The sequence below is a fragment of the Coleofasciculus sp. genome, assembly GCF_046565525.1.
GTDB lineage: Bacteria > Cyanobacteriota > Cyanobacteriia > Cyanobacteriales > Coleofasciculaceae > Coleofasciculus.
In genome coordinates this window covers 41,369-65,226 of sequence record NZ_JBKHUP010000039.1, presented here as the reverse complement: position 1 = coordinate 65,226, position 23,858 = coordinate 41,369, and the positions used below count along the sequence as shown (strand labels likewise).

Below are 23,858 nucleotides of genomic sequence, written 5' to 3'. Positions count from 1 at the left end.
TTGCCTTTTTTGATTAGGTTGAGAAAAATGATTATTCAGAGGCTTGAAGGCGCAACACACTGTTCTGTGCAACTGGGGGTGAAGAAATGGGCTTAAATCCTTGTCTGGTAAGGTTTCTGCTATTCGCAATCACGCCTTTTGTGAGAAATGCGGGTCCTTGTGGCCCCCCCATCAAGAGTATATTGGTTCAATTGTGATTAATCGTCCCCTTATTTTAGATGGACAAGGGGCAACCATTTGTACAAATCACGGACCTGTGGTGTCTATTGAGTCCGATAGAGTCAGCTTGTGTAATCTCAGAATAGAGTTCACTGGAGAAGTCGGAAGCTGTATAGAAGACCAGTGTGCCATTCTCGTAAAATCTGGACAAGGCTTACAGCTTGATAATGTCGAAGTACGAGGTTCAGTGATGGGATTACCAGAAGAAGAGGGTGAGTGGAACTATCCAGAATCATTGCATCTGGGTCAACTTTCCCATGGAAGAGAACATGATTTGTTCTTGCGAATTATTGTGCCAGTGAACTGTACAATTTCAGCTAATATATCTGGACTGGCATTTTTACCTCGTCACCTTACTCCAGGACAAAACGAGATTCGCCTCCATATAGATTCTCTGCCAAAAGATACGTTAATTAACGGTAGTATTTTTCTGGTTTCAGCATCTCTGAAACGCCGCATTACATTAACCGCTCATATTCTAGCTTTGCCGGATGACAAAGTTCCCTCGACTCAGAATAAAATTGTTTGGCAACCTGATAACTATTCGAGTGTCTCTGTTCAAGAAGATAGGAAAAGTAGGGAAGATAAGGAAGTATTGTCAGAGTTCCTTTCTAGCCAACCATCTGCCGATGTTGATGTACCTCAAACCGATGAGGAAGTTCCCACTGAAGTTCAACCAAGCCAACCTTTACGACAGCAGAAAATCCGCCCAAATCAACAGCCTAAAGAGGGGCTTTTTCCACCCAGACAAAATAGTCAGTCTGTAACTGTTGAACCAAATTCTGATAGTTCTGTGGAGTTGACTCAATCACAGATTCCAGATTTATTTGCTCAATCTCAAAACCTTGTTCAGAGTCAGCCAGATTCCCTTGACTCAGGGAGTATTCCAGTCAAGGAACATCAGATAGGTCGTGCTTTCTCGATACCGAACTCAGACAATAAGACAACACCAGAAATTGAGGAGAAGCCTTCACAACCACAACCCAAGGTTTCCTCAGTATTTTTAGACCAAGAAACAGCATTCAGCCAAGAGCCATCTCAGGAAGCGCCGTCTTCATCTCGTTCCGTGCGATCGCAACCCATCAATAACCCGCTATTTCAGCAAAAGTCTACTTCTAGTATGCCTGTAGATGAACCGGACAAGACTGGGGATTCATCGTCATCTAGCGACGATTCAATTCACACAAATCCTAGCAAAAGTCAATCTCAAGATACACTAGACTCAGGCAATAAGCCAGAATCATCTGCCAATAAGATTGCGCCCAGTCAATCTGTATCAGGCAAAAGAAAAATAGTTCAGCAGAATACTATTTCATCGATTTTCGGAGGTGATTCCGAGAAAAAACAGCCCGACGAACAAGAGTGAGGAAGGTGGGGAAGGTGGGGAAGGTGGGGAAGATGAAGGATGAAGAGTCAATGACTACTGCCCATAGCAGAGAGTAGAGACACGCCATGGCGTGTCTCTACACGAGAGGATTATGTCCTGGAATGGGTAGCGAGCTTGCTGGCTCGCATTACGCAGTAAAATCGTTAAGGTTTGAATGCCGAACAGCTTATTACATTTTGCTGATAATTTTTTGCACAATCTGCATTCCCGTTACAGCTTGCCAGCCAAACAGTCCTAAAAGCACCGCATTCAGGGCAATATGGCTATAGCGAGCCCACATTTGACCTTTTTGCATGAATGGTGTAAAGGACGCCGACATGGCAATGAGGGCAGTCATACTTAAGCCAACCAGCAAGTGGGGACCGAAAAATAACTTACCGTTGTTGATGTAAGTCACTGCCATTCCGCCAACGGTGCTAATCACCATAACGGCTAACAGGATTGAACCAATTTGATGGTGCTTGATATTGTACTTACCCTTGACTAGCTCTTTGCGGAGTTCACCTTCTGCCGTTCTCGTCTGTTGAATTTTGATCCCTAGATACAGGGCATAAATGGCAGTTGCCAGCAGGAGCCACATCACTATAGGGTGAAAGAATTGGGAGTAAACTTTAATCGGTTCTGGGATGTCGAAGTTCATAAGCTTCTTAGAGGAGTTTCAATATAGTGACAAAAGTTAACATAGCATAGCTGCTGTTTCCTCTAAAGTCTGATAACGAAACTGACTTCCCTCCCAAGAGATAGATTTAACTAGTCTGATTGGCGCTGGCGTTGACCATTCCCCTGGAATAGCTATGATCCAAAACACTGATGGCTTACTGCTGAAAGCCGCCCAAAGTGGCAACTTGACCCAAATCAAAACCCTGCTGAGTCAGGGGGTGAATATCGATGCGACTGATCGCGATGGCACGACTGCCTTGATGATAGCCGCTCAACGGGGTTATACCGAAATTGTGCGATCGCTAGTCGCGGCTGGTGTCAATATCAACCTGCCACGAAAACGGTACAGTTTAACCGCACTCATGCTCGCTGTCGCCGCCAATCAGGTGGATGCAGTAGAAACCCTAATCGCCGCCGGTGCTGATGTTAATGCCAAGAATGAAGATGGTAGCACCGCGCTTATGGTGGCGGCACATAAAGGTCATCTCAAACTGGTACAACGCCTACTCAAAGCAGGTGCTGATCTCAATATCCAAGACAAAGATAACGATAACGCCCTGAAGCTAGCGGCGGAAAGTGGTCAGATTCAAATTGTCAACACCTTACTCGAAGCTGGGGCAGATAGCACACTGAGTTCAGAGGCATTGCTTTTGGCGGCTAGTGAGGGTCGTACTCAGATGGTGAGCAGATTACTCGAGGGTGGGTTTGATGTCAATACTCGAAACGTTGATGGCAGAACCGCGCTCATACAGGCGGCTGAGTTAGGCTATTTACCGATTATTCAGCTATTGTTGGCTCATGGTGCTGATGTCAATCTGCAAGATGAGGACGGTGAAACCGCGCTGACTTTAGCGGCAGATCAAGGTCATACGTCGGTTGTCCAGGCTTTATTAGCGGCGGGTGCAGATGTGAATCAGCACAATCTCAGGGGTGGAACTGCCTTGATGGCGGCAGCAGCAGGAGGTCATTGTGACATTGTTCGGGCATTACTGGATGCGGGGGCACAGATTAATGTCCAGGATGCTGATGGGGAGACAGCATTACATTTAGCCTCTGTAGAAGGGCATGGGGCGGTTGTGGAGGCTTTACTCCAGCGCAACGCTAGCGTACACCTCAAAAATAAGCTGGGCGACACGGCGCTGCTTCTAGCCGCTTTACATGGTCACACAGACATTGCGATCGCGCTGTTGCAACATGGCGCTGACGTGAATGCAAATAACCAAGCCGAAACCCCACTTACCCTTGCCCTATCTCAGGGATATTCAGAAACCGTGAAAGTATTGCTCAAAGCTGGGGCAAATGCCAATATGACGGACATCAAAGGGAAAACCCTGTTAATGAAGGTGGCTGATCAAGGGGATAGTGAACTGATACGCTCGGTATTAGAAGCGGGCGCGGATGTGAATCAGCGAGATAGTGCGGGGGCGACAGCCTTAATGTGGGCAGCCCATCGGGGTTATATCCCAGCCGTGAAATGTTTACTTGAAGCCGGTGCTGATGTCACCCTCAAAAATCGGGGTGGTTATACGGCGATGATGATTGCTGAATTTAATGGGTATCCGGAAGTCGTGGGTGCTCTTAAAGCCGCAGGGGCGGCTGAGTAATAGCAGGGGGTGAGGAATTTCACGAATCTTGAGTTACTTCAATAATTACTTAATCCTGCGCCAACGGTGCCAACAAAGCTGCAACAGAATTGGGAATGGCTCCATTCAAATTGACAGAATTGGAGACTTGGCTAATGTGAGTTTGTAGGGGCGGGTTTAACTATTATCATTGTTTGCCCCCCTGATGTCATTAAACCCGCCCCGTCCGAATGACAAATAACAAATAACAAATGACAAATGACAAAAAGATTTTACCCTTAGGTTTATTGTCAATAACTTTAATCACTTGGCTCGTTGGATATCAGCTATTCATACCAAGGATAACCCTGGCTCAACGTCAACCCTTACCGTGGTTAGATTTATATCAAACCAACTCATCATCCAACAATAACACTGAACCCCCAGCGCGGGGAAGAACGGGAGGAAGTCGTGGTTCCGTTTGTCCAATTTCTCCAGCCTACAATCCTTTAGCTATTCCCTTAGTTTGGAGTAATCGCCCATTATTTATGTGGCGAGTTAAAGAGGGAGAAGAGATTGGCAAACTTGAACTGTGGCAGCATGTTACCCAGGATGTGGTGTGGAGTAAACAAGTGAGTCCATCAGAGGATATGCTTTTGTATGACGGGGAAGCGCTGCAACCGGGAGAGCGTTATTTTTGGGTATTATTTAATCAGGACTCTGTTCCCCTTTACCGACTAGCCTTTCAGATAGTGGATCAACCAACACGCGATCGCATCTCTTCTGATTTGATGACTATAGAGGCACAATTGCAAGACGATAGAGCATCAACCGAGGAGATAGCTTACGCTAAAGCCCAGTATTTTGCCCCTCGTCAGATGTGGGCGGATGTGTTGCAACAGGCGTACAGTGTGGAAAATCCGTCAATGGCTTTGACTGACTTTCTTCAGATGACTCGCCAGCAGTTTTGTTCAGGTTAAACTCGTTTTATCAATATGAATAAAAGCATAATAGTTCAGAACCCTTAAGCGGCTATCAATATGACAAATCCCTTAATTCAACTCAACCGCCGTTCTCTCCAAGGAGTACTCACCCTCCTTTCTCTAACCAGCGCCATCCTCATCTCACCCGTCGCGATCGCGCAGCAGTGGGTGAGAGTCAAAACCGATGCAGGTAATAACGCCTATCACGTTAATGTCTCCACCATTGAAGGCAGAGGGCGCTTGCGCTACTTCTGGGCAAATGTTATCTACGGAGAACCCACAACTAATATCGTACCCGGACAACAGGTATACAGCACTACATATTATATCGCGGTGGATTGCCAGAATCAGATTTATCAAGTGCGCTTTGAGCGGTTGCTAGATGCCAACGGACAAACCGTTAAAGATTATAACTACGGAGAAGATGGCAGAGGCGGTGTACCCGATTCAGGTTCTCCCGAAGAAGCCTCACTTAAGTTTGTTTGCTCAAAATAAAAAATCAGTCAATTCCGCTCAAGTTGTGCATAGCAATTTTTGCCTCAGAACCATAGAAGATTAGAACGCGAAGACTGAAGATCATTCGTTATTTGATCTTTAGTTGAATCTCATAAAATCAGTAATCGGGTGACAACAGATGTGATGGTATCCGTTGCGCCTCCAGCTCAAAGGATTGGATTGCTCGGACAAGACTTTTTTGACGGCTATGAGGTTACGCTCAAAAAAAATGTGATTGAATTTCGTCGTCAACGCTACAGAAATTAGGAGTGGGGGTTGTATTGCACCTGCGCGATCGCGTTTTGCCAAAATCTTCTCAGAGCTATAGATAATTAAGCTATGGATTGACTGACCTGTTAAGGATAATGGCATGACTAGGATACCACCGATTATAGAACGGGCAAAGCAGGGGGATAGCCACGCGATCGCAGCCCTGATCAATCGTCATCTTCAGGTACAAGGCGTTACGGCTAAAACCAAGGTGAAAGGGGACTGCTTGCGCCTGATGCTGGAAGGTAATACTGTACCCAACCAAGAGGTGATGGTGCAGTTTATTTATCAGGGTATGACCAAACTGGCGGCTAAATCAATCAAAACGGTCAAAATTTATGGTAAACAAACCCATCTCGATTTTCCCGCATGGAGTCAGGAATTGGACTTAGGTGAGCAACCTCAACCTGTTCTCAATCATTCTCCCCTTGAGGAATCTAGCTCAATTTTACTGATTCGCCAAAGACAACTTGATCAGGAAATAGAACGCACCGAGGAAAAAATCGATCAAAATCAAGTTGATGGAGAACTAGAAACCCAAAACTTGAACCTATCCGATACGCCATTCGTTACGGCTGAGATTTATCAAAACCGTGGAATCGCCAATTCTCTCAACCAAGCTAGCCCCAACTCAAAAGCGCAACGGAAAAAAGTCCGTGTTCTCAAACAGATAAGTCGTGTTTTAATCGCCTTCCTGGGGTTAGAAATTAGTTTCAATAGCCTCTTTGTGATTTACGCTGCTGTTTGGTCAACCTCTTACTATATTTATGACCTATTGGATGTAGCCGATACGACGGGAATCCTCATCTATTTAATTCACCGCATGGTGATTTTTATTGACTCGTTCTGGAACCCTCTAGAATTAATCAGTGATTGCACTTACACCCTTGTCTTTCTCCTAAGTTTGGTTTGGCTGCATCGCGTTCATGGGTATCTGAGAACCCACCTACCGGACTATCCAATCACGCCTTGGGGGGCTGTTGCTCGCTTTGTGATTCCATTTTATAGCTTCTGGGGAATCTGGAATACGTTGAACACATTAGCCCAGCGACTTAAAGTGCAGGAGGCTAAGCTAGCCCATTTAGGTACATCATTGAGTCGGTGGATACCGTGGTTGTATATTACATTATTTGGTTCAAATATTTTAGATCGGATGTATTGGTATGGCTTCAACAATGCGAATCAAGGTTATTTTTTTCCCTGGTTATTCTTCGCCTATGCTAGTACCACTCTGTTCCTCTCTCTGGTTTGGCTAAAAATTGTGCGGATTATCAGCCAAGTTGTGGTTAAAACTGGCAATAGGCAATAGATACCGATAAGCGTGCGTGGAAGTGCGATCGCGCTTTGGTTAAGTTTTATCAAAATTTACAAAAAATTATGATCAGGGCGGATAACTGTGGGTTTCCCCACTAGATAATCAGGGTAAAATCCACCCCTATAAGTAGTGTTATGTGTCAAACATCAACCCAATGCGGGACTTATTAAGTAGTCGGACATCAATAAACGGCACTGTATCAAAATACAAAAAAATGCTTTTAACCTTTGCCCCAAGGGGATTTAAGCGATATTTACAAAACTTTGCACAGCGCCCAAAACTTTTGTCCGACTACTTACCTCGCCCAAATTCTGATTACAAGCCAAAGTTGCTCGGCAGTTGCTCAGCCGGACCTTCTGTTGAACCAGAAATTGCTTTCCAAGCCGTTAATCCACCTTTGAGGACAGATACAGATACAAAACCTGCTTCCCGCAGTTTTGCGGCTGCTTGATTGCTTTGTTGATCATTGTCACCGTAGACGTAGATCTCACGTTGCGGTTCGAGACTGGCTATGGCACGATCAGTTAATTCGTCCATCGGCATCGGAACCGCACCCCTGATCCGAGCTTGGTTAAAGGCAGCGCGATCGCGAACATCCAAAATTGTCAAAGCAGGTTCACCCCATTGTAGGCGGGATTTGAGTGCTTGAGCACTAGACTCTGGCATCTGCTGGGGTGATGCTGGGGTAGGAATTGCCTCAGCCACCTTTTCTTTTGCCTGGGAGATGGGATTCGTTGTTTGTGGGTCTGACATAATAGTTGTGTGGTGATAAATCTTAATCACTTCACCATAATCAGATTTGCCTCCTGTAAACCTCTTTCTTTAGACGTAAGGTTTCAAAATCAGTGCGACCTAATGAGTAAAAATGCTTAACAGTTTTCGCTCCAGTTCCCTATCCGTCTTTAGGGTAGGGATGGATAGCGAGTCAAAGTAGAGGCATCGGCGGGGGAAAAGGGGAATCCCTAAGACGAATAAAACCGTCCTTGTTTGCTAGTTGGAAGCCCCAACTCCAGCGAAGCAAGTTGGGGTACTTCACGCTTCCTTGAGCAAATAGCTTGCGGCTAACTCATTTGGACTTATATTTTCATAAGGTTCAAAGGGTTGATGAATCCAGGGATTGGCGGATAAATAGTCTACATAATAATCAGGAGTGATCAGGGAGTGAGCTTTGTACCACAGAACCGCCGTGCGAATCTCTAATTCATTCCCATACCGTTCCTCTAGCCAATGCATCGATTCCCGCAGGCTAACGCCAGAATCCACTAAATCATCCACAAGTAGCACACGATTCCCTAATGTTTCCGTTATCATCGTCAGATGGTGGGAAAAGGTGATTTCACCTCGGACACGGTTTTGGGAACCCCCATAAGACGATGCTGAAAGAATCGCTAAGGGTTTGTTGTAAATTCGGCAGAGGATATCCCCAACCCGCAGTCCTCCTTTAGCAATGCAGACAATTTGGTTAAACTCCCAGTTGGCTTGATAAATCTTGACGGCTAGGAGTTCAATTTTTTTATGGTATTCTGACCAAGAGACATAAAGGTCTGACATCAGCAGCATCCAGTAAAGGGTCAATCGGGATAGAATGGTTCCCTTAAATCCCAAATCAAAATAATTTTAGCGACATAAATTATAAATGTGAAGTAAAAAAATACCAAGTCCATCCTTTTGTCCCCTTTCCCTCTTGATGGCTACCTAGTTGTTTCGGTTAAAAGTGTAATATAAGTTACAGTACAACTAGATTTTGGGAGACATTTAAAAATGACCTACCGAATTTTAAGCTTAGATGGTGGTGGCATTCGCGGCATTATCTCAGCCGTCATCTTAGCAGAAGTTGAACGAGTTCTCAACCAACCTTTAAACCAATATTTCGATTTGATTGCCGGAACATCTACTGGTTCAATCCTCGCCTCAGCTATCGCCATTGGACGCAAAAGCGAGGAGATTATTAGGCTATATCGAGAGAAGGGGGCAAGAATTTTTCCCTATCAAGGTCGCTTTTCCCCCCAGCGGTTGGGATTAGTGTTTCAATACGGTCTTTCAGCACCGCTCTACTCAGACGACGGCTTAATTAAAGTGTTGCAAGAAGAGTTTGGATCAACAAAACTATCGGATATTGAGAACCCCCTCCAACTGATGATTATTGCCTACGATACAATCGGGCGAAAACCCATTGTGTTTAAAAGTTGGCGTGAAGACCAAGATTTTTTTAATATTCCTTTATGGGAAGCCTGCGTCTGTTCCTCATCTGCACCAACCTATTTTCCGGCTCACCTTTTACAAACATCGAGTCGAGAATATTCTGTAATCGATGGTGGCGTTGGCGCCAACAATCCGGCGGCGGCAGCTCTGGCAGAAGCGCTACGATTAAATTATTCAATTCAAGATATTTCTGTACTCTCAATTGGCACTGGCAATTCTGACCGTCCATTTCCCTGGAAGGAGACACGCGGCTGGGGATTGGCACAATGGGGATGGCAAGGACGCCTAATTGACGTATTATTTGATGCGTCTTCTGATATTCACGATTATATTACCCGGCAGATCATGACTTCTCAGGACTCAGGTAATCCAGACATTCAGCGCTACCTGCGCCTACAACCCGATATTATGAGTTTTGAAATCGACAACGCCAGTCCGGGAAATATTGCCAATCTTACCATGTTTTCCCGAGATTACATCGCGGAAAACCAACAGGTGCTGAAGAATTTTTTAACAAGTAATAAATAAGTAGAGACATGCCATGGCACGTCTGTCATCAGCAGGCTCCCTTTAGTCACTGTAGGGGCAGGTTTAGGGACTCAATCTAGCTTGTTACCAACAACTGAGAAACTTGAACCCGCCCTAGCTTATCTTAAAATATAAAATAATTGAGTAATGAAACCCAAAGCCCGTAAACAATTCGCGCAACATTGGCTGCGTAGTGAAAAAGCCCTAAATCAAATCATTACAGCAGCAGACTTGCAGCCACGCGATCGCCTGCTGGAGATTGGTCCGGGGACGGGTGTGCTGACACGGCGACTCCTGGCGGAGGTGGAGTCATTGGTGGCTGTTGAGATTGACCGGGATTTGTGCCAACTTTTGGCAAAAAAGTTAGGTCAAAAGGAAAATTTCTTACTCTTACAAGGGGATATTCTCTCCCTTAACTTAGCCGAACATCTCGCCGCCTTTCCTCATTTCCATTATCCGAATAAAGTCGTTGCCAATATTCCCTACAACATCACAGGACCGATTTTGCAAACGCTCTTGGGAACCATCGCCAAACCCGTTGCTCCCGCCTTTGAGTTAATTGTACTATTGGTGCAAAAAGAAGTGGCGCAACGATTATGCGCTAAACCAGGTGGCAAGGAATTTGGCGCGTTATCGGTGCGGGTGCAATATCTGGCAGAGTGTGAATGGATCTGTGATGTCCCAGCCAAAGCCTTTTCCCCACCGCCCAAAGTTGACTCAGCCGTAGTCTGCTTGCATCCCCGAATTGTAGAACCCTCAGCCGATAATCCCCAAAAGCTAGAAACCTTAGTCAAGCTGGGTTTTGCCAGTAAACGGAAAATGTTGCGAAATAACCTCAAATCTGTATGCGATCGCGATAAAATTAACCAATTACTGGAACAATTAGATAGTCATCCCCAAGCGCGTGCTGAAGACTTGAGCGTTACTCAATGGGTTGCTTTAGCCAATCGCTTAAACGTGACAGTAGGGGAAGTCGGGGGATAAGGGTTGTCGGGGCGGGTTTTCGCGATCGCGTTCTGTCGATGTCCGATAACGGGACTAAACCCGCCCTGCACGAGTGACTCATTCGATAGTAATTTATAATTCATAATTCATAACTCATAATTCCCCCATGCGTTCCTATTCCCTAATCGCCCCTGCCAAAATTAATCTGTATCTGGAAATACTAGGCGATCGCGCCGATGGGTATCATGAACTGGCGATGATCCTGCAAAGCATTGAACTCGCTGATCAAGTTAACATCCGCGCTATTGGTACGCAAACCATTCAAGTTCACTGCGATCACCCGCAAGTTCCCCTGGATAAAACCAATCTGGCTTATCGGGCGGTGGAATTGATGAGTCAAGAGTTTCCCGATTGCTGGGCGCAGTTTGGCGGTGTGGAAATCTCCATCCAAAAGAATATTCCCGTCGCGGCTGGATTAGCAGGAGGGTCTACGAATGCCGCCGCCGTTTTGGTAGGATTGGATATGCTCTGGCAACTTGGACTTACGCAGCCAGAATTACAAGAGTTAGCCGCGAAACTGGGTTCAGACGTGCCATTTTGTCTAGCTGGGGGAACCGCGATCGCAACGGGGCGAGGCGAAGAACTTGATCCCTTACCCAGTCTGGATTCTTTCTATGTGGTGTTAGCCAAGCATCAGAACTTAGCTGTTTCCACAGCTTGGGCTTATCAAACCTATCGGTCTGAGTTTGGCAACTCTTATGGGCGTTCTGATCGAGCATCCAAATCAATAGCAACTGAACCTTTAAATACCCCGACTCGCGTACATTCAGGTTCTATGGTTCAAGGTATTATAAATAAAAATGGATCAAAAATTGGTCAACTGCTATACAATGATTTAGAAAAAGTTGTGCTACCTAACTATCCCCAAGTCTTGCAACTGCGGCAAGCCTTTGAAAATAGCGGTGCATTAGGCACAATGATGTCCGGTTCAGGACCTACGGTATTTGCCCTTTGTCAGTCCCAGGAACAAGCCCAAGAAATTTTACAACAAGTTCAGTCAGCGATTCGGTGTCCAGATTTAGGGTTTTGGGTGAGTAAATTTGCCCGTCATGGGATTCAGATTATCTCCCCCCAGAAATCCTTATTTATCGGAAATAGAGAATAGGAAAGTAGAGACGTAAGGCGTGGAACATCTGGGAATAGGGGAAGAGCCAAATTAAAATTGTTTAAATTTGTCATTTATGATCACATCACCACAACTTCCCCCTTTTGGGGGACGATCTGGAGGCGGAAATCTTGATACCAAAGACAATAGGCTCGGATGCTTTCGTCGGATCAGACGCAAGAGCTGATCTGAACAAGGGAAAAACTCCGACAACCATTGCAGTGTAAAGAATTTGGAGAATAGAATTATGAATACCCAAAACGAAGCCCGGAAACTTGCCACTCAAGAGCGTCTCGCCGACGAGCAATTGAAACAAAACATGCTCAACCGTGCAGAAGAAGAGGTTGAAGCTCCCTCTGCGGATAGCCCGACTCAACAGCAAACGCGGGAATCAGCAACCCAGCAGCGCGAGAAAGATGAACACTTGCAACAGACAATGCACAGCCGCGCTCAAGAAAATACATCATTAGGTTCGTAGTAAGGGCTAAAGCCCTAGATTTTGTTGGGTTTCCTTGCGTTTTCCCAACCTACAACCTATTCCACCATTTTAGCTGTGCCATGCCAGTAGGCTAAGCCTTCTTGCACTAAGATAAGTGTTGACCCAGTTCCTGTCGCAGGCGATAGAGAATCATATCCGGTTCAACTTGATTGAGAATATCTTGAATTACACGACTCGCACCCAAAGGTCCCCAAGTGCAGCCTTGTTCCAAATAGACTTGCGCCGCATGACCAACCGTGTATGCCCCATACCCGGCAATCCCAGCTTGAGTAACAGCAACTCCAGCATAAGCCGTGATTCCGCCAATACTATCTACTGTACTGACAACAGCCGAGGCACTTTTGCCCATTCCCAACAGCGCACTACTTCCCAGTTCACCCAAAAGTAAGCCCCCGGAACTGATTAATATTTTGCGCCATAGTTTTCCTGCTTCATAACTCGTCATCGGTAAACCGTAGAGTCGGGATAAGGAACGAATCAGTGCCAAGTCCGCTACAGTTCCACCTAAAATATCCAAGACACCAATAGGATTGAGCGCCACTGCCAGGGCTTTATACTTAGCAAAACGCCAGATTAAATCTTCGGCTTCCGTTTTACGTTGTGCAACAGTTTTCTGGGCAATGTTAACTTGAGCAGTTCGGGCTTGAAACAGGGCATTGAGTGCCAACAGCGATCGCCCTTCGCGATTGAGTATCTTTAAAATAGCTTGCTTCAACTCATCCACCTGGGGCGGTAGGGTTTCCCATTCATAACTGACGTTTCCATCCGGCAATTCTACCCGCACTTGTATGGGTGACGGTTCTGCGGCTACCCTGACGATCTCCTCGGGTGATAACATCTTTTGTAAGCGGCGATCGCGGGGATTGCCTGTACCTAGTTCTTGCAGTTGCTGGTAAATCGCGTCTGTATCTTGTTCTGGATACAAATCAATTTTGTTAAATACGAGAATCAGAGGCTTTTGGGCTTGACGCAGTTCAGACAATGCCTGATACTCCGTGCGGGTAATATCCCCAGCCACCACAAATAAAATTAAATCCGCCTGGGAAGCCACCTGTCGCGCCATCTGCGCCCGTGCTTCTCCCTGAACCTCATCCAATCCCGGCGTATCAATTAACTCCACCTGCACTTTCCCCTCACCACCGGGCGTCCAATGTACCGACTTGGGCCACTGCGTTACCCCATGCAAGGGACCCGTTTGTAAGATTTTTTGACCCAGCAAAGCATTGACGACAGCGGATTTACCGCGACTGACTAAACCAAAGGTGGCAATGCGAATCACACTTTGGTCAAGTTTGTCCAAGCTAAACTGCAATACCTCCAGTTCATTTTGTAATGCTGCTTGCAGTTCCACATCCGGATGTGGGCGGCGGTGATGCAGGTTGTTGTACCAAGACAAGGTGTGCCGCAAACTCGCACGAGCGCGGTGAATATAGTAGTCCTGGTGGTTTCGGCTGGGTTTAGGGGCAGAGGATGGTGATTGACTCAAGGTTAAATGGGAAAGGATGGGCTACAGTTCTATTTTCCTATAATCAGCGCTAGATGTTTCGGCTTATCTGCTCCACTTAAATCCCTTGCTCAACCATTAAGCCACCATTCAAGAAAAGTTTCCCTAAGTCCAGAATGCTCATTATTTTTTCAGCATAGACCGCTTCTCCTTGCAAATATTCATGATTTATACTAGTTGTATCAGGTGTCACGGCGATGATCTGGAGCGGATTCAGCAGGAACATCGATTCACGCACATCTTCCACAATCACACCCGCCAAAATCTCCTCAACCTCCACAATCAGCGCTTTAGAACTTGGAGTTATCGCCGCTAAGGGCAAATTCAACACCGGGCGAATATCCACTAAGGTGACGATTTCCCCGCGCAGATTCATGTTTCCCACAATATGAGGGGGACAACAAGGAATGGGAGTCACTTGTTGGATATCGGTAAACTCCCGCACGAATCCTAAATCAATCCCGAATAACTGATGATTTAAGACAATAATCGTTAACGATTTTACAAGGGTTAAATCTTGGCTCTCGAATGGAAGCTTTAGATTATCGGCTCGTTCTCGGAAAATTTCTCGTTCTTCTGGCGTCGCATTCGGGGCAAATACGGCTGGTTTGGCGAGGATTTCTTCACTCAATTGACTCGATGGAGTTTCTTGGGTGAGATAGTTCTCGACTACGTTAAATGTGTGGCTGTCTATCGAGCTTAACCAATTTTCAGGATCACTTAAAATAAGGATATCACCAGCGTAGCGTGTGAGTCCACCAATAACGCCGTTTTCCGTAACAGTTTGATTCGGAGCAAGTTCAGTTGTAATTTCATCTTGGGCTATCGTCAGGACTTCACAAACCTGATTGACAATAATTCCAATTTTGTTTTTTTCTCGTCTTAAAACGATAACACTGTCAGTTAAACGGTAGTCCGATGATTGTAAGCCTAAACTCTGATTAAAATCGGTAACGGGTATCATTTCTCCACGCAAATTAACCACGCCAATCATTTTACGCGGAGCTTCTGGAATGGATACAAATTCTGGGAGCGGAAAGACTTCTTCCACGTAAGCTGTGCTGATCCCATACAGCCGATTATTTAAACCAAAGATAAAATAGGAATTGTCTTTCATAGAGAATCTTGATCAATAATATTTAATGAGGATTCGACTTGTTCAATCAGTTCAGATGCCGTTAAATTACCCAGTTTTTGCAAGTGAGTATCTGGCGGTAACTGCTTGAGCAGATTCAATGCCACATGCTGCATTTTAATCGTATTTTTTTTTAGGTCATCTTCAAGTGTTTCCGGATGAAAGGCTAAGGTATAATCGTCTTCCGTATCCCAAGTGAGTGGGCTAGGGACATCACCCACAGGCGTATAAACTAAACTCGCAGTCTGACGTTGATAAACCAGGGATTCGGGAAAAACGTTGGTTTGAAACTGCTTTAAAACTTGACCATACAGTTCAGAATGACCAGTAATCAGATATCCTAAGGGTTGGAGCGCATGGTAAAACTTATCCAAAACTTGGGCAATGGCGGAAGATTCAAAGTAAATAAAGACATTTCGACAAATAATTAAGTCAAAATCGTGTAAATCTAAGTGAGGTTGCGGCAGAGGATCTTTAACTAAATTGATCTGTTGCCATTTGACTAAGGGTTTAATTTTGGGTTCAACTTGGTAGTGATTGTCAATAAACTTAAAATAATTCTGTTTAATCTGCGGCTCAATACTTCGCAATGACCAAGCTCTGTAATTTCCTTGTTTTGCTTTTTCTAAGGCATCTTGATTAATGTCTATACCAAAAATTCTTAAATTCCAGGTTTTGATATCAGGAATTAATTCATTCAGCAGAATCGCCAGGGAATAGGGTTCTTCTCCCGTTGAACATCCCGCACTACAAATACGTAAGGTTTTATCTGCCTGATGACGCTGGATCAGTTCAGGCAAAATTTTAGTTCTGAGCAAATTACACTGTTCTTTATCTCGAAAAAAGTAACTTTCCAGATTAGTCAGCAAAACAACCAATTTTTTCCACTCTTGCTCAGCTTCCCAAGTTGGACAATTCAGCAACAGGTAATAATCTTCAGGAAATGTTAGTTTAATGTCCTTCATTCTAGAAAATATTTTCTCTTGTAAGGCGGCTTGATCTCGCTCTCTAATAACTAAACCAGTATGGTGAGCAATTAAGCGAATAAAGGCTTGTTTGATTTTAGGACTTAACTCATTTGGTGTTGACACATTCATGACCTAATCGGTTTACTGTACAATCGACTGTTTTTGTAAAAGTTCCAGCAACATCGGCGCGATCGCGCCCAAGGGTAAGACTTCCCTAGCCGCCCCTAAATCAATGGCTTCTTTCGGCATCCCGAAGATGATTGACGTGGCTTCATCTTGAGCAATGGTTAACCCGCCAGCTTGGGCAATTGCCAACATTCCTTTTGCTCCATCTCTACCCATTCCTGTTAATAATATTGCTGTACTTTTCTTGCCGTATACTTTGGCGACAGACTCAAATGTTACCGTTACTGATGGACGATGCCCGTCTAAAGCAGGTTTATCTGAGCAAACAAAATCACCCTGATTATTTAACTCTAAATGATGTTGCTCTGGAGGAAAATAAATGATTCCTGGTTGAGGTTTATATCCAGATTGGGCAATTTTGATCGGTAACTTGCAAGTAGCAGATAACCAATCGATTAACCCCTGTAAAAAACCTTGACAAATGTGCTGAACACAAATTATGGGAACGGAAAAATTAGCTGGAAGTTGAGAAAGGATTTCCTGCAACGCCGGAGGTCCACCCGTTGATGTGCCAATGGCAATTATTTTAGGTTTCGGATAGGATGTTGCTGGAGCAAACGTCAGATCTTGCAGATTTATCGGCTTAGGTTTAACTAAAGGCTTGGGTTTTTTCTTGAATACTCTAACGCCAGACAGGACAATAATTTTATTAATTAATTCTCGATTAAATGCCTGATTACCCATGGTTAATCCAGCAATCGGTTTGGGACAAATATCGACAGCCCCTGCTTCGAGAACATCAAAGATATGATGGGTATCTTCATGCTGTACTGAAACACTTAAGACTAGAATCGGTTTAGGATAGTGACTCATCACTTCAGTGGTGAATTCCAACCCATCCATCTGAGGCATGTGCAGATCCGTACAAATCACATCGGGTTGAACTTTAGGAATTAGCCTCAACGCTTCTAACCCATTTGGCGCTTCTCCGACTACCTCCATTTGGGGGAATTCATTCAGAATTCGTCTGAGAATCACTAAAGATATTTTGGAGTCTTCAACTAATAAAACTTTAATCGTCATTGTTCATTTTTTATTCGTTTATATCCTAGATTTTTGTAGTAATCGCTTTAGGGATTATGGCACTAAAGTGCCAACTACGTACAAACCTAACTCAATTAAACCAGTCGGCTTAAGGTTTCTAAAAGAAATGCTTGATTAAACTTACCTTTAATAATGTAAGCATCCGCTCCTGCTTGGGCACCCCGTTGTTGATCTGCTTCTGAATCCAAAGTGGTTACCAAAATAATCGGTAAGTCTTGATAGTCTGGATGCTGGCGAATTTTTGCCGTTAGCGATAACCCATCTAAATGAGGCATTTCTACATCAGAAACCACCGCATCAAAATGACGGCTTCTGAGTTTTGTATAACCTTCTAATCCATCGACAGCAATCACTACTTCATATCCCGCTCGTTCTAAAAGTCGTTTTTCTTGAGTACGAACCGCGAGGGAATCTTCGACTAAGAGAATCGTGGGTTTAGCTTGCAGAACCGTCTTGGCTTGAACAGAAACCGTTGAGAGACTTTGTTTTTGCAGCGATTTAATTAAATCAGCAGGATTGAGAATCATACAAACATCCCCCGTGGGGAGAATAGTTGCACCCAAAACATTTCGCACCCGCTTTAATAACAAACTTTGAGGTTTGAGGGGGATTTCTTGGGTATCCAAAAGGCGATCCACTAAAAACCCAGAGAGTTCCTCTCCAACCTTGAGCAGAATACACGATCGCAACTCAGAAATCGGCGTTTCCTTTTTGGCGGTAAGGGCGTAGCTTGGGGAGTTTGACAGTTCCAATACATCGGCGAGATTGGCGACAGGAACCGTTTGATCCATCCATTTTAAACTCTCGCGCCCATCAATGGTTTCTATTTCATCAGGAGAAAGGAGTAAACTGGTTTGGACAAATTCAATGGGGAGGGCTTGGATAATTCCCTGAACCTCAACAAATAACGCATTAACCGTTGCCAAAGTTGTGCGAAGCTGGATACGGAACCTACTTCCTTGATTTGGAGTCGATTCGATCGCGATCGCGCCTTTGAGTCGTTCAATATTTGTCCGTACCACATCCAAGCCAATCCCCCTACCGGAAATTTCGGTAATAAAGGTTCGCGTGGAGAATCCTGGGGCAAAAATGAGTTCATAAATTTGGCTAGAATTCATCCGTTCCAGCTCATCGGGTTGGTAAAGTTTGCGTTTAATCGCCGTCTGCTTAATTTGTTCTAAGTCAAGTCCGCGCCCATCATCGGCGACTTCGATGACAATCATATTACCAATTAAATTACCCCGGAGCCAAATTTTTGCCACTGGAGGTTTACCCATTTTCTCGCGTTCCTCAGGTGTTTCCACCCCATGATCGATCGCGTTGCGAATCAGATGGGTTAAAGAATCTTTAATATCCTCCAGAATATTTTTATCCGCCATCGTGTCTCCCCCTTCAATCACTAACTCTACCTGTTTAGCCTGTTTTCGGGCTAAATCCCGCACCATACGCGGAAACAACTGGAAAATGGTAGACAGGGGTAATCGTCGTAGGGTTTGAATTCTCTCCCGTAAATCCTCAGCAATTAAATCCAGGTTGGTGGTATTATCCTGGGTAGCGGTTCGCAAGGCGTTAATCTTTTGGTCTAAGCGTTCTTGGAATGGGTTAATTTCATTGGCTATCCCCTCACCGAATCGGGCTTGACGAGAAAAGGCTTTCCATTCTTGCCAAAGTGTCACCAGTTCCTCAACTTCTGATGCTGTGTATGCAATGCGAAGTTTAGTTACATTCAGTTCCTCAGCTTGCGCCATTAAAGTATCCAACTCACGAGTGGGAACGCGAATTGTATCGATACGGTAGGCGTCACTGATTCCTGGGGTTTTGGATATCGAGGGTTGAGGGGGAAGGGGTTTAATAGGAATCGGTACAGCATCAGGTAAGCTAGGGGGAGAAACCGCTAGTAACTGATTGAGAACCTCCACAGTATTTACACCTGTTGGTTGACCCGTCACCGCTTCCTGTACCAGTTTACCCATTGCATCCAATCCTTGATACAAGCGATCGCTAATATCTGGGGTTAAAATTGTTGGCTTGAGTTTAATCCCCCCTAAAATCTCTTCAACGTGGTGAATTAAGGCTTCAACGGGTTCAACGCCTGCGCTTCTGGAGTCTCCTTTTAAACTATGGGCTTCTCGCAGTAATTCGTCTAAAATGGTTTGATTATCAGGATACTTTTCTAATTGCAGTAATCCCGTTTCTAGTTTCTGTAAACGTTCAAAGCTGGCGAGTTTATAAACGTCCCGCAGTTCCTCATCTTCAATCAACGTAGCGCTGAGGGGGCGCTCCGATGGGGAGGATTGGACATCAGGTAAACCCACAATCTTCAGGGAAGCCGGGGGAGAAATGGGCGGAGTCGCTGATTTGGAGACAGTTACCACAGGAGGTAATTGTGCTGACGCTTCAGTTGCGACGATTAATTGGTTCAGCACTTGCGCCGTATCGACTCCCTGGAGTTGACCCGTTACCGCTTCATCAACTAAGCGACTGATTGCCTCTAATGCATCATAGAGGCTTTCACTGACTTTGACAGTAAAACCAAGCTGTTTAGATTTGATGCGATCAAAAATTTCTTCGATATGATGGGTTAGGGTTTCTACCGATTCGACGCCAACGCTACGAGAATCCCCTTTGAGACTATGGGCTTCCCGCAATAATTGATCTAAGGTAGCTTCATCATCAGGATCTTTTTCTAAATACAGTAACCCAGCTTCCAAAATCTGCAACCGTTCGGTACTAGAGAGTTGATACACCTCTCGTAGTTCTTGATCTTCGATAAAGCTAGGGGCGAGTTGAGGGGTAGGAGAGGGTTGAGGTGGGGTGGGTTGAGTGAAGTGAACGTTATTAGTAAAACCCGCCTCGACAAACCCTGCTTCCTCTTGAACCGGAGAAGCCACAGCCGATTGTTGGCAATGTTCGAGTACAATAATTAATTGTTCCAACACCTGAGTCGTATCCACCACACTCGGTTGACCCGTTACCGCTTCTTGAACTAACTTGCTAATAGCATCTAATCCTTGATGTAAGGTTTGGCTAACTTGGGGGGTAAAAGCCGTGGGTTGGGATTTGAGGCTCTCGATAATTTCTTCCAGGGGATGAGCCAAAATTTCCACGGTTTCCACACCAACGCTACGAGAATCGCCTTTGAGACTATGAACTTCTCGCCGCAATTTCTCCCAGATGGCTTCGTCTTCTGGATTTTCTGCTAAATCACGTAACCCAGTTTCTAGGCTTTGCAACCGTTCATCACTGGTGAGTTGATACACCTGTCGTAATTCATCATCGTCGATATAGCTTTCTGCTATTTCTGCTAATTCAGAGGATAGACATTCTTCTCTAGGAGTATCCTCCTGAACCGGAGAAGCCACAGCCGATTGTTGGCAATTTTCCAGCACCAGCATAAATTGTTCTAGCACCTGAGTGGTATCCACTAGACTGGGTTGACCGGTTACGGCTTCTTGGACTAATTTGCTAATAGCATCTAATCCTTGATGTAAGGTTTGGCTAACTTGGGGGGTAAACGCGGTGGGTTGGGATTTGAGGCTCTCGATAATTTCTTCGAGGGGATGAGCCAAAATTTCCACGGTTTCCACGCCAACACTACGAGAATCACCCTTAATAGTATGGGCTTCCCGGCGCAATTGTTCCCAGATAGATTCATCTTCTGGATGTTGTGTCAAATGATGTAATCCAGCCTCTAGGCTTTGTAACCGTTCACCACTAGCAAGTTGATACACTTGTCGTAATTCATCATCATCGATATAGCTTTCGGCTAATTCAAATGATAGAGGTTCCACCGGAATGTCTGTACTTGCGCTCATTTCCTCTCCCTCTAGACGTTCCACCTTCACGTCTCTACCTACGGCTTTTTCTACTGGCTCAACAGCCATTTGTTGAAATTGATCCAGTATCTCAGCTAAATTTACACCACTAGGTTGACCGGTGACAGCTTCGGCGACGAAAAGACGAATTGCATCTAATCCGTGTTCAAGAACTTGACTCACAGAGGGCGAAAAAACCAGCTTTTGGCGTTTAATTCGTCCCAGAGTCCATTCCAGGCGATCGGCAAGGGTTTCTACAGCCTCAACGCCTAAACTTTTGGAGTCTCCTTTTAGGCTGTGAACGTCTCGCAGCAACTGTTCTAAAGTTGTCTCATTGTCTTGGTTTTTTTGTAGATGTTGCAAACCGACAGCGAGTTTCTCTAGACGTTCTTTGCCCGCCGTTTTATACAAATTTCGCAGTTCTTCATCGTCTATCATTGTCGTCTATCATTGTCATTTGTCATTTGTCCTTAGTTAGGGAACAGAGATCTAGTTTGTCGGGGCGGGTTTTACTATTATCCTTTCTTACCCTCACATGTAACTAAACCCGCCCTGACTGAATGTTTCAGACGTAGCATGGTACGTCTGAAACATCCCCGCACATTTAAACCATCTGTTGCAATTCCAGAGAGGTTTCGTTCAGTTGCTGAGTACCTATCTTGGTTTGATTAATACCCGTGGCGGTTTCTTTGGCTCCCTTATTAATGGTTTCCATTGCCTCAACGACTTGTTGAATCGCATCGACTTGCTGTTTCAAGTTCAGGGATATTTGTTGATTGTTTAACACCACTTTGTCAACCGCATCGGCTACACCAGTAAAGGCGTCATTGGTTTTTTGGGCAATTTGTACACCGGATGCGACGGTTTTTGTGCCTTCATCAGTCACCATTACGGTTGAGTTTATCGCACTTTGAATTTCTGAAACCAGAAGACTAATTTTATCTGCAGATTGTTGACTTTGATCGGCTAATTTGCGAATTTCATTAGCAACCACAGAGAAGCCTTTACCATGTTCTCCCGCACGCACGGCTTCTACTGAAGAATTGAGCGCTAACATATTAGTTTTGTTAGCTAATTCAGACACCAACTGAGAAATACTACCAATTTGATTCGCCTGTTCAGAAAGACGAACAATCTGTTGTGCGATCGCGCCGACTTTATTTTCCAGAATGTACATCCCTTCGAGGGTTTCACCTACCGCTTGTGTTCCTCCCTGAGTCAGTTCCAGGGCTTTCTGAGCGGCGGCTACAGCAGCCTTGGCTTGCTCGGCGGATTGTCGGGAGGAGGCTTCTAGCTCATCCATGGTGGTGGTGGTTTCATTCACCGAAGCCGCTTGCTGACTCGCCACCCGTTCTTGTTCTTCTAAAGTGGAAAAGATTTCTTGGCTAGCGGTGGAGATCCGAGTCACAATGTGTTTGATTAAATCCGCCAGTTGGCGTGTCCGGAAAACACCTACAGGTAGCACGGCGGCGAGGGAGATTAAAATGATCAGTGTCGCCACCAGTTTAAAGGCATTTACAGACGCAAAAATCGTGCTTTTAGGAACGGTACGGATAGCCACTAAAAAGCCAGGTTGATTCGGCGCTGGATCAACTTTTGCATAGCTGATTAGTTCATTACTTCCTGTACCAATCAATCCCTGTTCACCTTGGAGAATTTGCTCAACAATTTGCTCAGGATAATCCTTTGCCAATGTTTCATCAATATCCCGATCAAATCCCCACTCTTTATCATCGTCGGGATGGGAAAGATAGTAGCCCTCTGCATTAATCAGTAACGCCTGTTCTCCCCTACTTAAATTGGCATCTTCGATAAATTGGAGGAACTGATTGGCAAAGACATTAGCAATCACAATCCCCTGTTTTTCCCCGGCTGAGTTAACAACAGGTGTGGCGTAGCGAATCACAGGTTTAAACGGTGTTTCGATTTGTCCCCGTTCCTGGTTCAGGTTCACCGGGGAGACATAAACCTCACCTGGAGCGAGTTTTATCGCTTCCGTAAAATAGTCGCGATCGCCTTTATTTTGCAACTCAGATTTCGGGATAACTGTTGTCGTCGTCCCATCGGAATCAACTCTTACCACTTCCTGACCGTTTTCGTCAAGAAACCGAAGCTGCATATAGTCAGACTTCGCTTCCATTAGACTCGCAAAAATAGTCTCGGCTTGTTCTACCCAAGCATCAGCCGATTGATTGCTTTGCGAATCCGTTCCACCACCCGTTTCCGCTCGGATAATTCCTTGAATTGCGGGAATTTCACTTAGGAACAACACATCCTCATTAATCCCCTCTAAGACAGCGCCAATATTTTCGGCGTCGTCAGCAACTTTATTCTCGAGTTGAGTTTCCGATAATTCGGATAGGGCGGTAGTGGACGAAAATATTCCATAAAGTCCCACAATCGAGACTGGAATAAGACTGCTTAAAAACAGCAGCAATAGAATTTGATTCTGAAGTTTTTTCTGGTTGGATAAATTTTTGAGAAATTTTGCCAACATGGCTGGTTACCTACCACTCTAGATTCTGTTGAACAATCCCGTCTCCCTGCTGGAGATGGGAGGAGAGAAAATACAGTCCATTCATTTCCTGGGAAACTCCCCTAGTCCTCTGTTTTGCCAGATTAGAGGAGATTCTTAGCACAGGGATGGAATTGATTACGCCTTTATCGGTAAATTTACTCAGGGCATTTTTCCTAAAGGATAAGCCAAACGTATGCTGCAAAATCGTAAGTCTGTCAAGGTGTAGGTCATCGCAGGATACTTGCTGTTTAGTTCAGTTGAATTTAAGTTTGCTCATAATCATAGATAACCCTGGTTTAGCCAATCTGTAGGACGAGAGCCTATCATCGTTTTTGGCTGAATTTAGAATGGAAAATCAGCCTGTTCACAAATGCTGGGTTTGAGCAAGATTGAAGCCAAATAACCTGACGAGGTATTGGCTTTGATTGATATACATTCTATAGGAGCGTTTAACCCAG

20 protein-coding genes are annotated in these 23,858 nt (G+C 44.9%); 10 read left to right on the top strand and 10 right to left on the bottom strand.

The window, feature by feature from the left end:
• Positions 1–193 precede the first annotated feature (193 nt).
• Positions 194–1,585 carry a hypothetical protein gene (locus ACLGGO_RS15690; protein WP_446419995.1) on the top strand — a complete coding sequence of 464 codons (1,392 nt, stop codon included), beginning with the start codon at positions 194–196 and terminating at the stop codon, positions 1,583–1,585.
• A 190-nt stretch (positions 1,586–1,775) separates the two neighbouring features.
• Here ACLGGO_RS15690 and ACLGGO_RS15685 read toward each other — a convergent pair whose 3' ends face one another.
• A complete protein-coding gene (locus ACLGGO_RS15685) occupies positions 1,776–2,246 on the bottom strand; it encodes a DUF4079 domain-containing protein (RefSeq protein ID WP_446419994.1) in 471 nt (156 codons plus the stop codon).
• 154 nt (positions 2,247–2,400) lie between these two features.
• Here ACLGGO_RS15685 and ACLGGO_RS15680 point away from each other — a divergent pair, with 154 nt between their 5' ends.
• From ACLGGO_RS15680 to ACLGGO_RS15660, 5 genes are all read left to right on the top strand, one after another.
• Complete coding sequence (locus ACLGGO_RS15680) at positions 2,401–3,870, top strand: ankyrin repeat domain-containing protein (protein WP_446419993.1); 1,470 nt, start codon at positions 2,401–2,403, stop codon at positions 3,868–3,870.
• A 230-nt stretch (positions 3,871–4,100) separates the two neighbouring features.
• Positions 4,101–4,808, top strand: coding sequence for a hypothetical protein (locus ACLGGO_RS15675; protein WP_446419992.1), 708 nt, complete (start codon positions 4,101–4,103; stop codon positions 4,806–4,808).
• A gap of 60 nt (positions 4,809–4,868) precedes the next feature.
• Positions 4,869–5,306 carry a surface-adhesin E family protein gene (locus ACLGGO_RS15670; RefSeq protein WP_446419991.1) on the top strand — a complete coding sequence of 146 codons (438 nt, stop codon included), beginning with the start codon at positions 4,869–4,871 and terminating at the stop codon, positions 5,304–5,306.
• A gap of 129 nt (positions 5,307–5,435) precedes the next feature.
• A complete protein-coding gene (locus ACLGGO_RS15665) occupies positions 5,436–5,573 on the top strand; it encodes a hypothetical protein (protein WP_446419990.1) in 138 nt (45 codons plus the stop codon).
• 103 nt (positions 5,574–5,676) lie between these two features.
• On the top strand, positions 5,677–6,885 hold the full coding sequence (locus tag ACLGGO_RS15660; protein WP_446419989.1) for a hypothetical protein: 1,209 nt from the start codon (positions 5,677–5,679) through the stop codon (positions 6,883–6,885).
• A 321-nt stretch (positions 6,886–7,206) separates the two neighbouring features.
• Here the strand turns inward: ACLGGO_RS15660 and ACLGGO_RS15655 are convergent, their stop codons facing one another.
• Positions 7,207–7,644: a rhodanese-like domain-containing protein gene (locus ACLGGO_RS15655; protein ID WP_446333984.1), complete on the bottom strand. Its 438-nt coding sequence runs from the start codon at positions 7,642–7,644 to the stop codon at positions 7,207–7,209.
• A gap of 279 nt (positions 7,645–7,923) precedes the next feature.
• Complete coding sequence (locus ACLGGO_RS15650) at positions 7,924–8,442, bottom strand: phosphoribosyltransferase (RefSeq protein WP_446333985.1); 519 nt, start codon at positions 8,440–8,442, stop codon at positions 7,924–7,926.
• A 210-nt stretch (positions 8,443–8,652) separates the two neighbouring features.
• On the opposite strand from ACLGGO_RS15650, the gene ACLGGO_RS15645 reads away from it, so the two are divergent.
• The 4 genes from ACLGGO_RS15645 to ACLGGO_RS15630 all read left to right on the top strand — a co-directional run bounded on the left by ACLGGO_RS15645 (position 8,653) and on the right by ACLGGO_RS15630 (position 12,209).
• Complete coding sequence (locus ACLGGO_RS15645) at positions 8,653–9,621, top strand: CBASS cGAMP-activated phospholipase (RefSeq protein ID WP_446419988.1); 969 nt, start codon at positions 8,653–8,655, stop codon at positions 9,619–9,621.
• Positions 9,622–9,768: 147 nt separating this feature from the next.
• Positions 9,769–10,605 (top strand): 16S rRNA (adenine(1518)-N(6)/adenine(1519)-N(6))-dimethyltransferase RsmA, encoded by an 837-nt coding sequence (rsmA, locus tag ACLGGO_RS15640; RefSeq protein WP_446419987.1) that lies wholly within the window; start codon positions 9,769–9,771, stop codon positions 10,603–10,605.
• A gap of 127 nt (positions 10,606–10,732) precedes the next feature.
• Positions 10,733–11,731 (top strand): 4-(cytidine 5'-diphospho)-2-C-methyl-D-erythritol kinase, encoded by a 999-nt coding sequence (gene ispE / locus ACLGGO_RS15635; protein WP_446419986.1) that lies wholly within the window; start codon positions 10,733–10,735, stop codon positions 11,729–11,731.
• Between the two features lie 247 nt (positions 11,732–11,978).
• Positions 11,979–12,209, top strand: coding sequence for a hypothetical protein (locus ACLGGO_RS15630; protein ID WP_446419985.1), 231 nt, complete (start codon positions 11,979–11,981; stop codon positions 12,207–12,209).
• Between the two features lie 106 nt (positions 12,210–12,315).
• Here ACLGGO_RS15630 and ACLGGO_RS15625 read toward each other — a convergent pair whose 3' ends face one another.
• From ACLGGO_RS15625 to ACLGGO_RS15595, 7 genes are all read right to left on the bottom strand, one after another.
• Positions 12,316–13,716, bottom strand: a complete 1,401-nt coding sequence (locus ACLGGO_RS15625; protein ID WP_446419984.1) for a GTP-binding protein — start codon at positions 13,714–13,716, stop codon at positions 12,316–12,318.
• A 76-nt stretch (positions 13,717–13,792) separates the two neighbouring features.
• Positions 13,793–14,851, bottom strand: coding sequence for a chemotaxis protein CheW (locus ACLGGO_RS15620; protein WP_446419983.1), 1,059 nt, complete (start codon positions 14,849–14,851; stop codon positions 13,793–13,795).
• Entirely contained in the window at positions 14,848–15,966 is a 1,119-nt protein-coding gene (locus ACLGGO_RS15615; protein WP_446419982.1) for a CheR family methyltransferase, read from the bottom strand. The genes ACLGGO_RS15620 and ACLGGO_RS15615 overlap by 4 nt, the downstream gene beginning before the upstream one ends.
• 12 nt (positions 15,967–15,978) lie before the next feature.
• The gene (cheB, locus tag ACLGGO_RS15610; protein WP_446419981.1) at positions 15,979–17,046 is read right to left on the bottom strand and encodes a chemotaxis-specific protein-glutamate methyltransferase CheB; all 1,068 of its coding nucleotides are present in this window, start codon (positions 17,044–17,046) and stop codon (positions 15,979–15,981) included.
• A gap of 95 nt (positions 17,047–17,141) precedes the next feature.
• Positions 17,142–21,320 carry an Hpt domain-containing protein gene (locus tag ACLGGO_RS15605; RefSeq protein ID WP_446419980.1) on the bottom strand — a complete coding sequence of 1,393 codons (4,179 nt, stop codon included), beginning with the start codon at positions 21,318–21,320 and terminating at the stop codon, positions 17,142–17,144.
• Positions 21,321–21,486: 166 nt separating this feature from the next.
• Positions 21,487–23,379 (bottom strand): methyl-accepting chemotaxis protein, encoded by a 1,893-nt coding sequence (locus ACLGGO_RS15600; RefSeq protein WP_446419979.1) that lies wholly within the window; start codon positions 23,377–23,379, stop codon positions 21,487–21,489.
• 10 nt (positions 23,380–23,389) lie between these two features.
• Positions 23,390–23,602 carry a hypothetical protein gene (locus ACLGGO_RS15595; RefSeq protein WP_446419978.1) on the bottom strand — a complete coding sequence of 71 codons (213 nt, stop codon included), beginning with the start codon at positions 23,600–23,602 and terminating at the stop codon, positions 23,390–23,392.
• Between the last annotated feature and the right edge of the window lie 256 nt (positions 23,603–23,858).

Bases quoted from the DNA above. Each gene is read 5' to 3' on its own strand.
- ACLGGO_RS15685 (WP_446419994.1), bottom strand. From the start codon at position 2,246: ATGAACTTCGACATCCCAGAACCGATTAAAGTTTACTCCCAATTCTTT.
- ACLGGO_RS15680 (WP_446419993.1), top strand. From the start codon at position 2,401: ATGATCCAAAACACTGATGGCTTACTGCTGAAAGCCGCCCAAAGTGGC.
- ACLGGO_RS15675 (WP_446419992.1), top strand. From the start codon at position 4,101: ATGACAAATGACAAAAAGATTTTACCCTTAGGTTTATTGTCAATAACT.
- ACLGGO_RS15670 (WP_446419991.1), top strand. From the start codon at position 4,869: ATGACAAATCCCTTAATTCAACTCAACCGCCGTTCTCTCCAAGGAGTA.
- ACLGGO_RS15660 (WP_446419989.1), top strand. From the start codon at position 5,677: ATGACTAGGATACCACCGATTATAGAACGGGCAAAGCAGGGGGATAGC.
- ACLGGO_RS15655 (WP_446333984.1), bottom strand. From the start codon at position 7,644: ATGTCAGACCCACAAACAACGAATCCCATCTCCCAGGCAAAAGAAAAG.
- ACLGGO_RS15650 (WP_446333985.1), bottom strand. From the start codon at position 8,442: ATGTCAGACCTTTATGTCTCTTGGTCAGAATACCATAAAAAAATTGAA.
- ACLGGO_RS15645 (WP_446419988.1), top strand. From the start codon at position 8,653: ATGACCTACCGAATTTTAAGCTTAGATGGTGGTGGCATTCGCGGCATT.
- rsmA (WP_446419987.1), top strand. From the start codon at position 9,769: ATGAAACCCAAAGCCCGTAAACAATTCGCGCAACATTGGCTGCGTAGT.
- ispE (WP_446419986.1), top strand. From the start codon at position 10,733: ATGCGTTCCTATTCCCTAATCGCCCCTGCCAAAATTAATCTGTATCTG.
- ACLGGO_RS15630 (WP_446419985.1), top strand. From the start codon at position 11,979: ATGAATACCCAAAACGAAGCCCGGAAACTTGCCACTCAAGAGCGTCTC.
- ACLGGO_RS15620 (WP_446419983.1), bottom strand. From the start codon at position 14,851: ATGAAAGACAATTCCTATTTTATCTTTGGTTTAAATAATCGGCTGTAT.
- ACLGGO_RS15615 (WP_446419982.1), bottom strand. From the start codon at position 15,966: ATGAATGTGTCAACACCAAATGAGTTAAGTCCTAAAATCAAACAAGCC.
- cheB (WP_446419981.1), bottom strand. From the start codon at position 17,046: ATGACGATTAAAGTTTTATTAGTTGAAGACTCCAAAATATCTTTAGTG.
- ACLGGO_RS15605 (WP_446419980.1), bottom strand. From the start codon at position 21,320: ATGATAGACGATGAAGAACTGCGAAATTTGTATAAAACGGCGGGCAAA.
- ACLGGO_RS15600 (WP_446419979.1), bottom strand. From the start codon at position 23,379: ATGTTGGCAAAATTTCTCAAAAATTTATCCAACCAGAAAAAACTTCAG.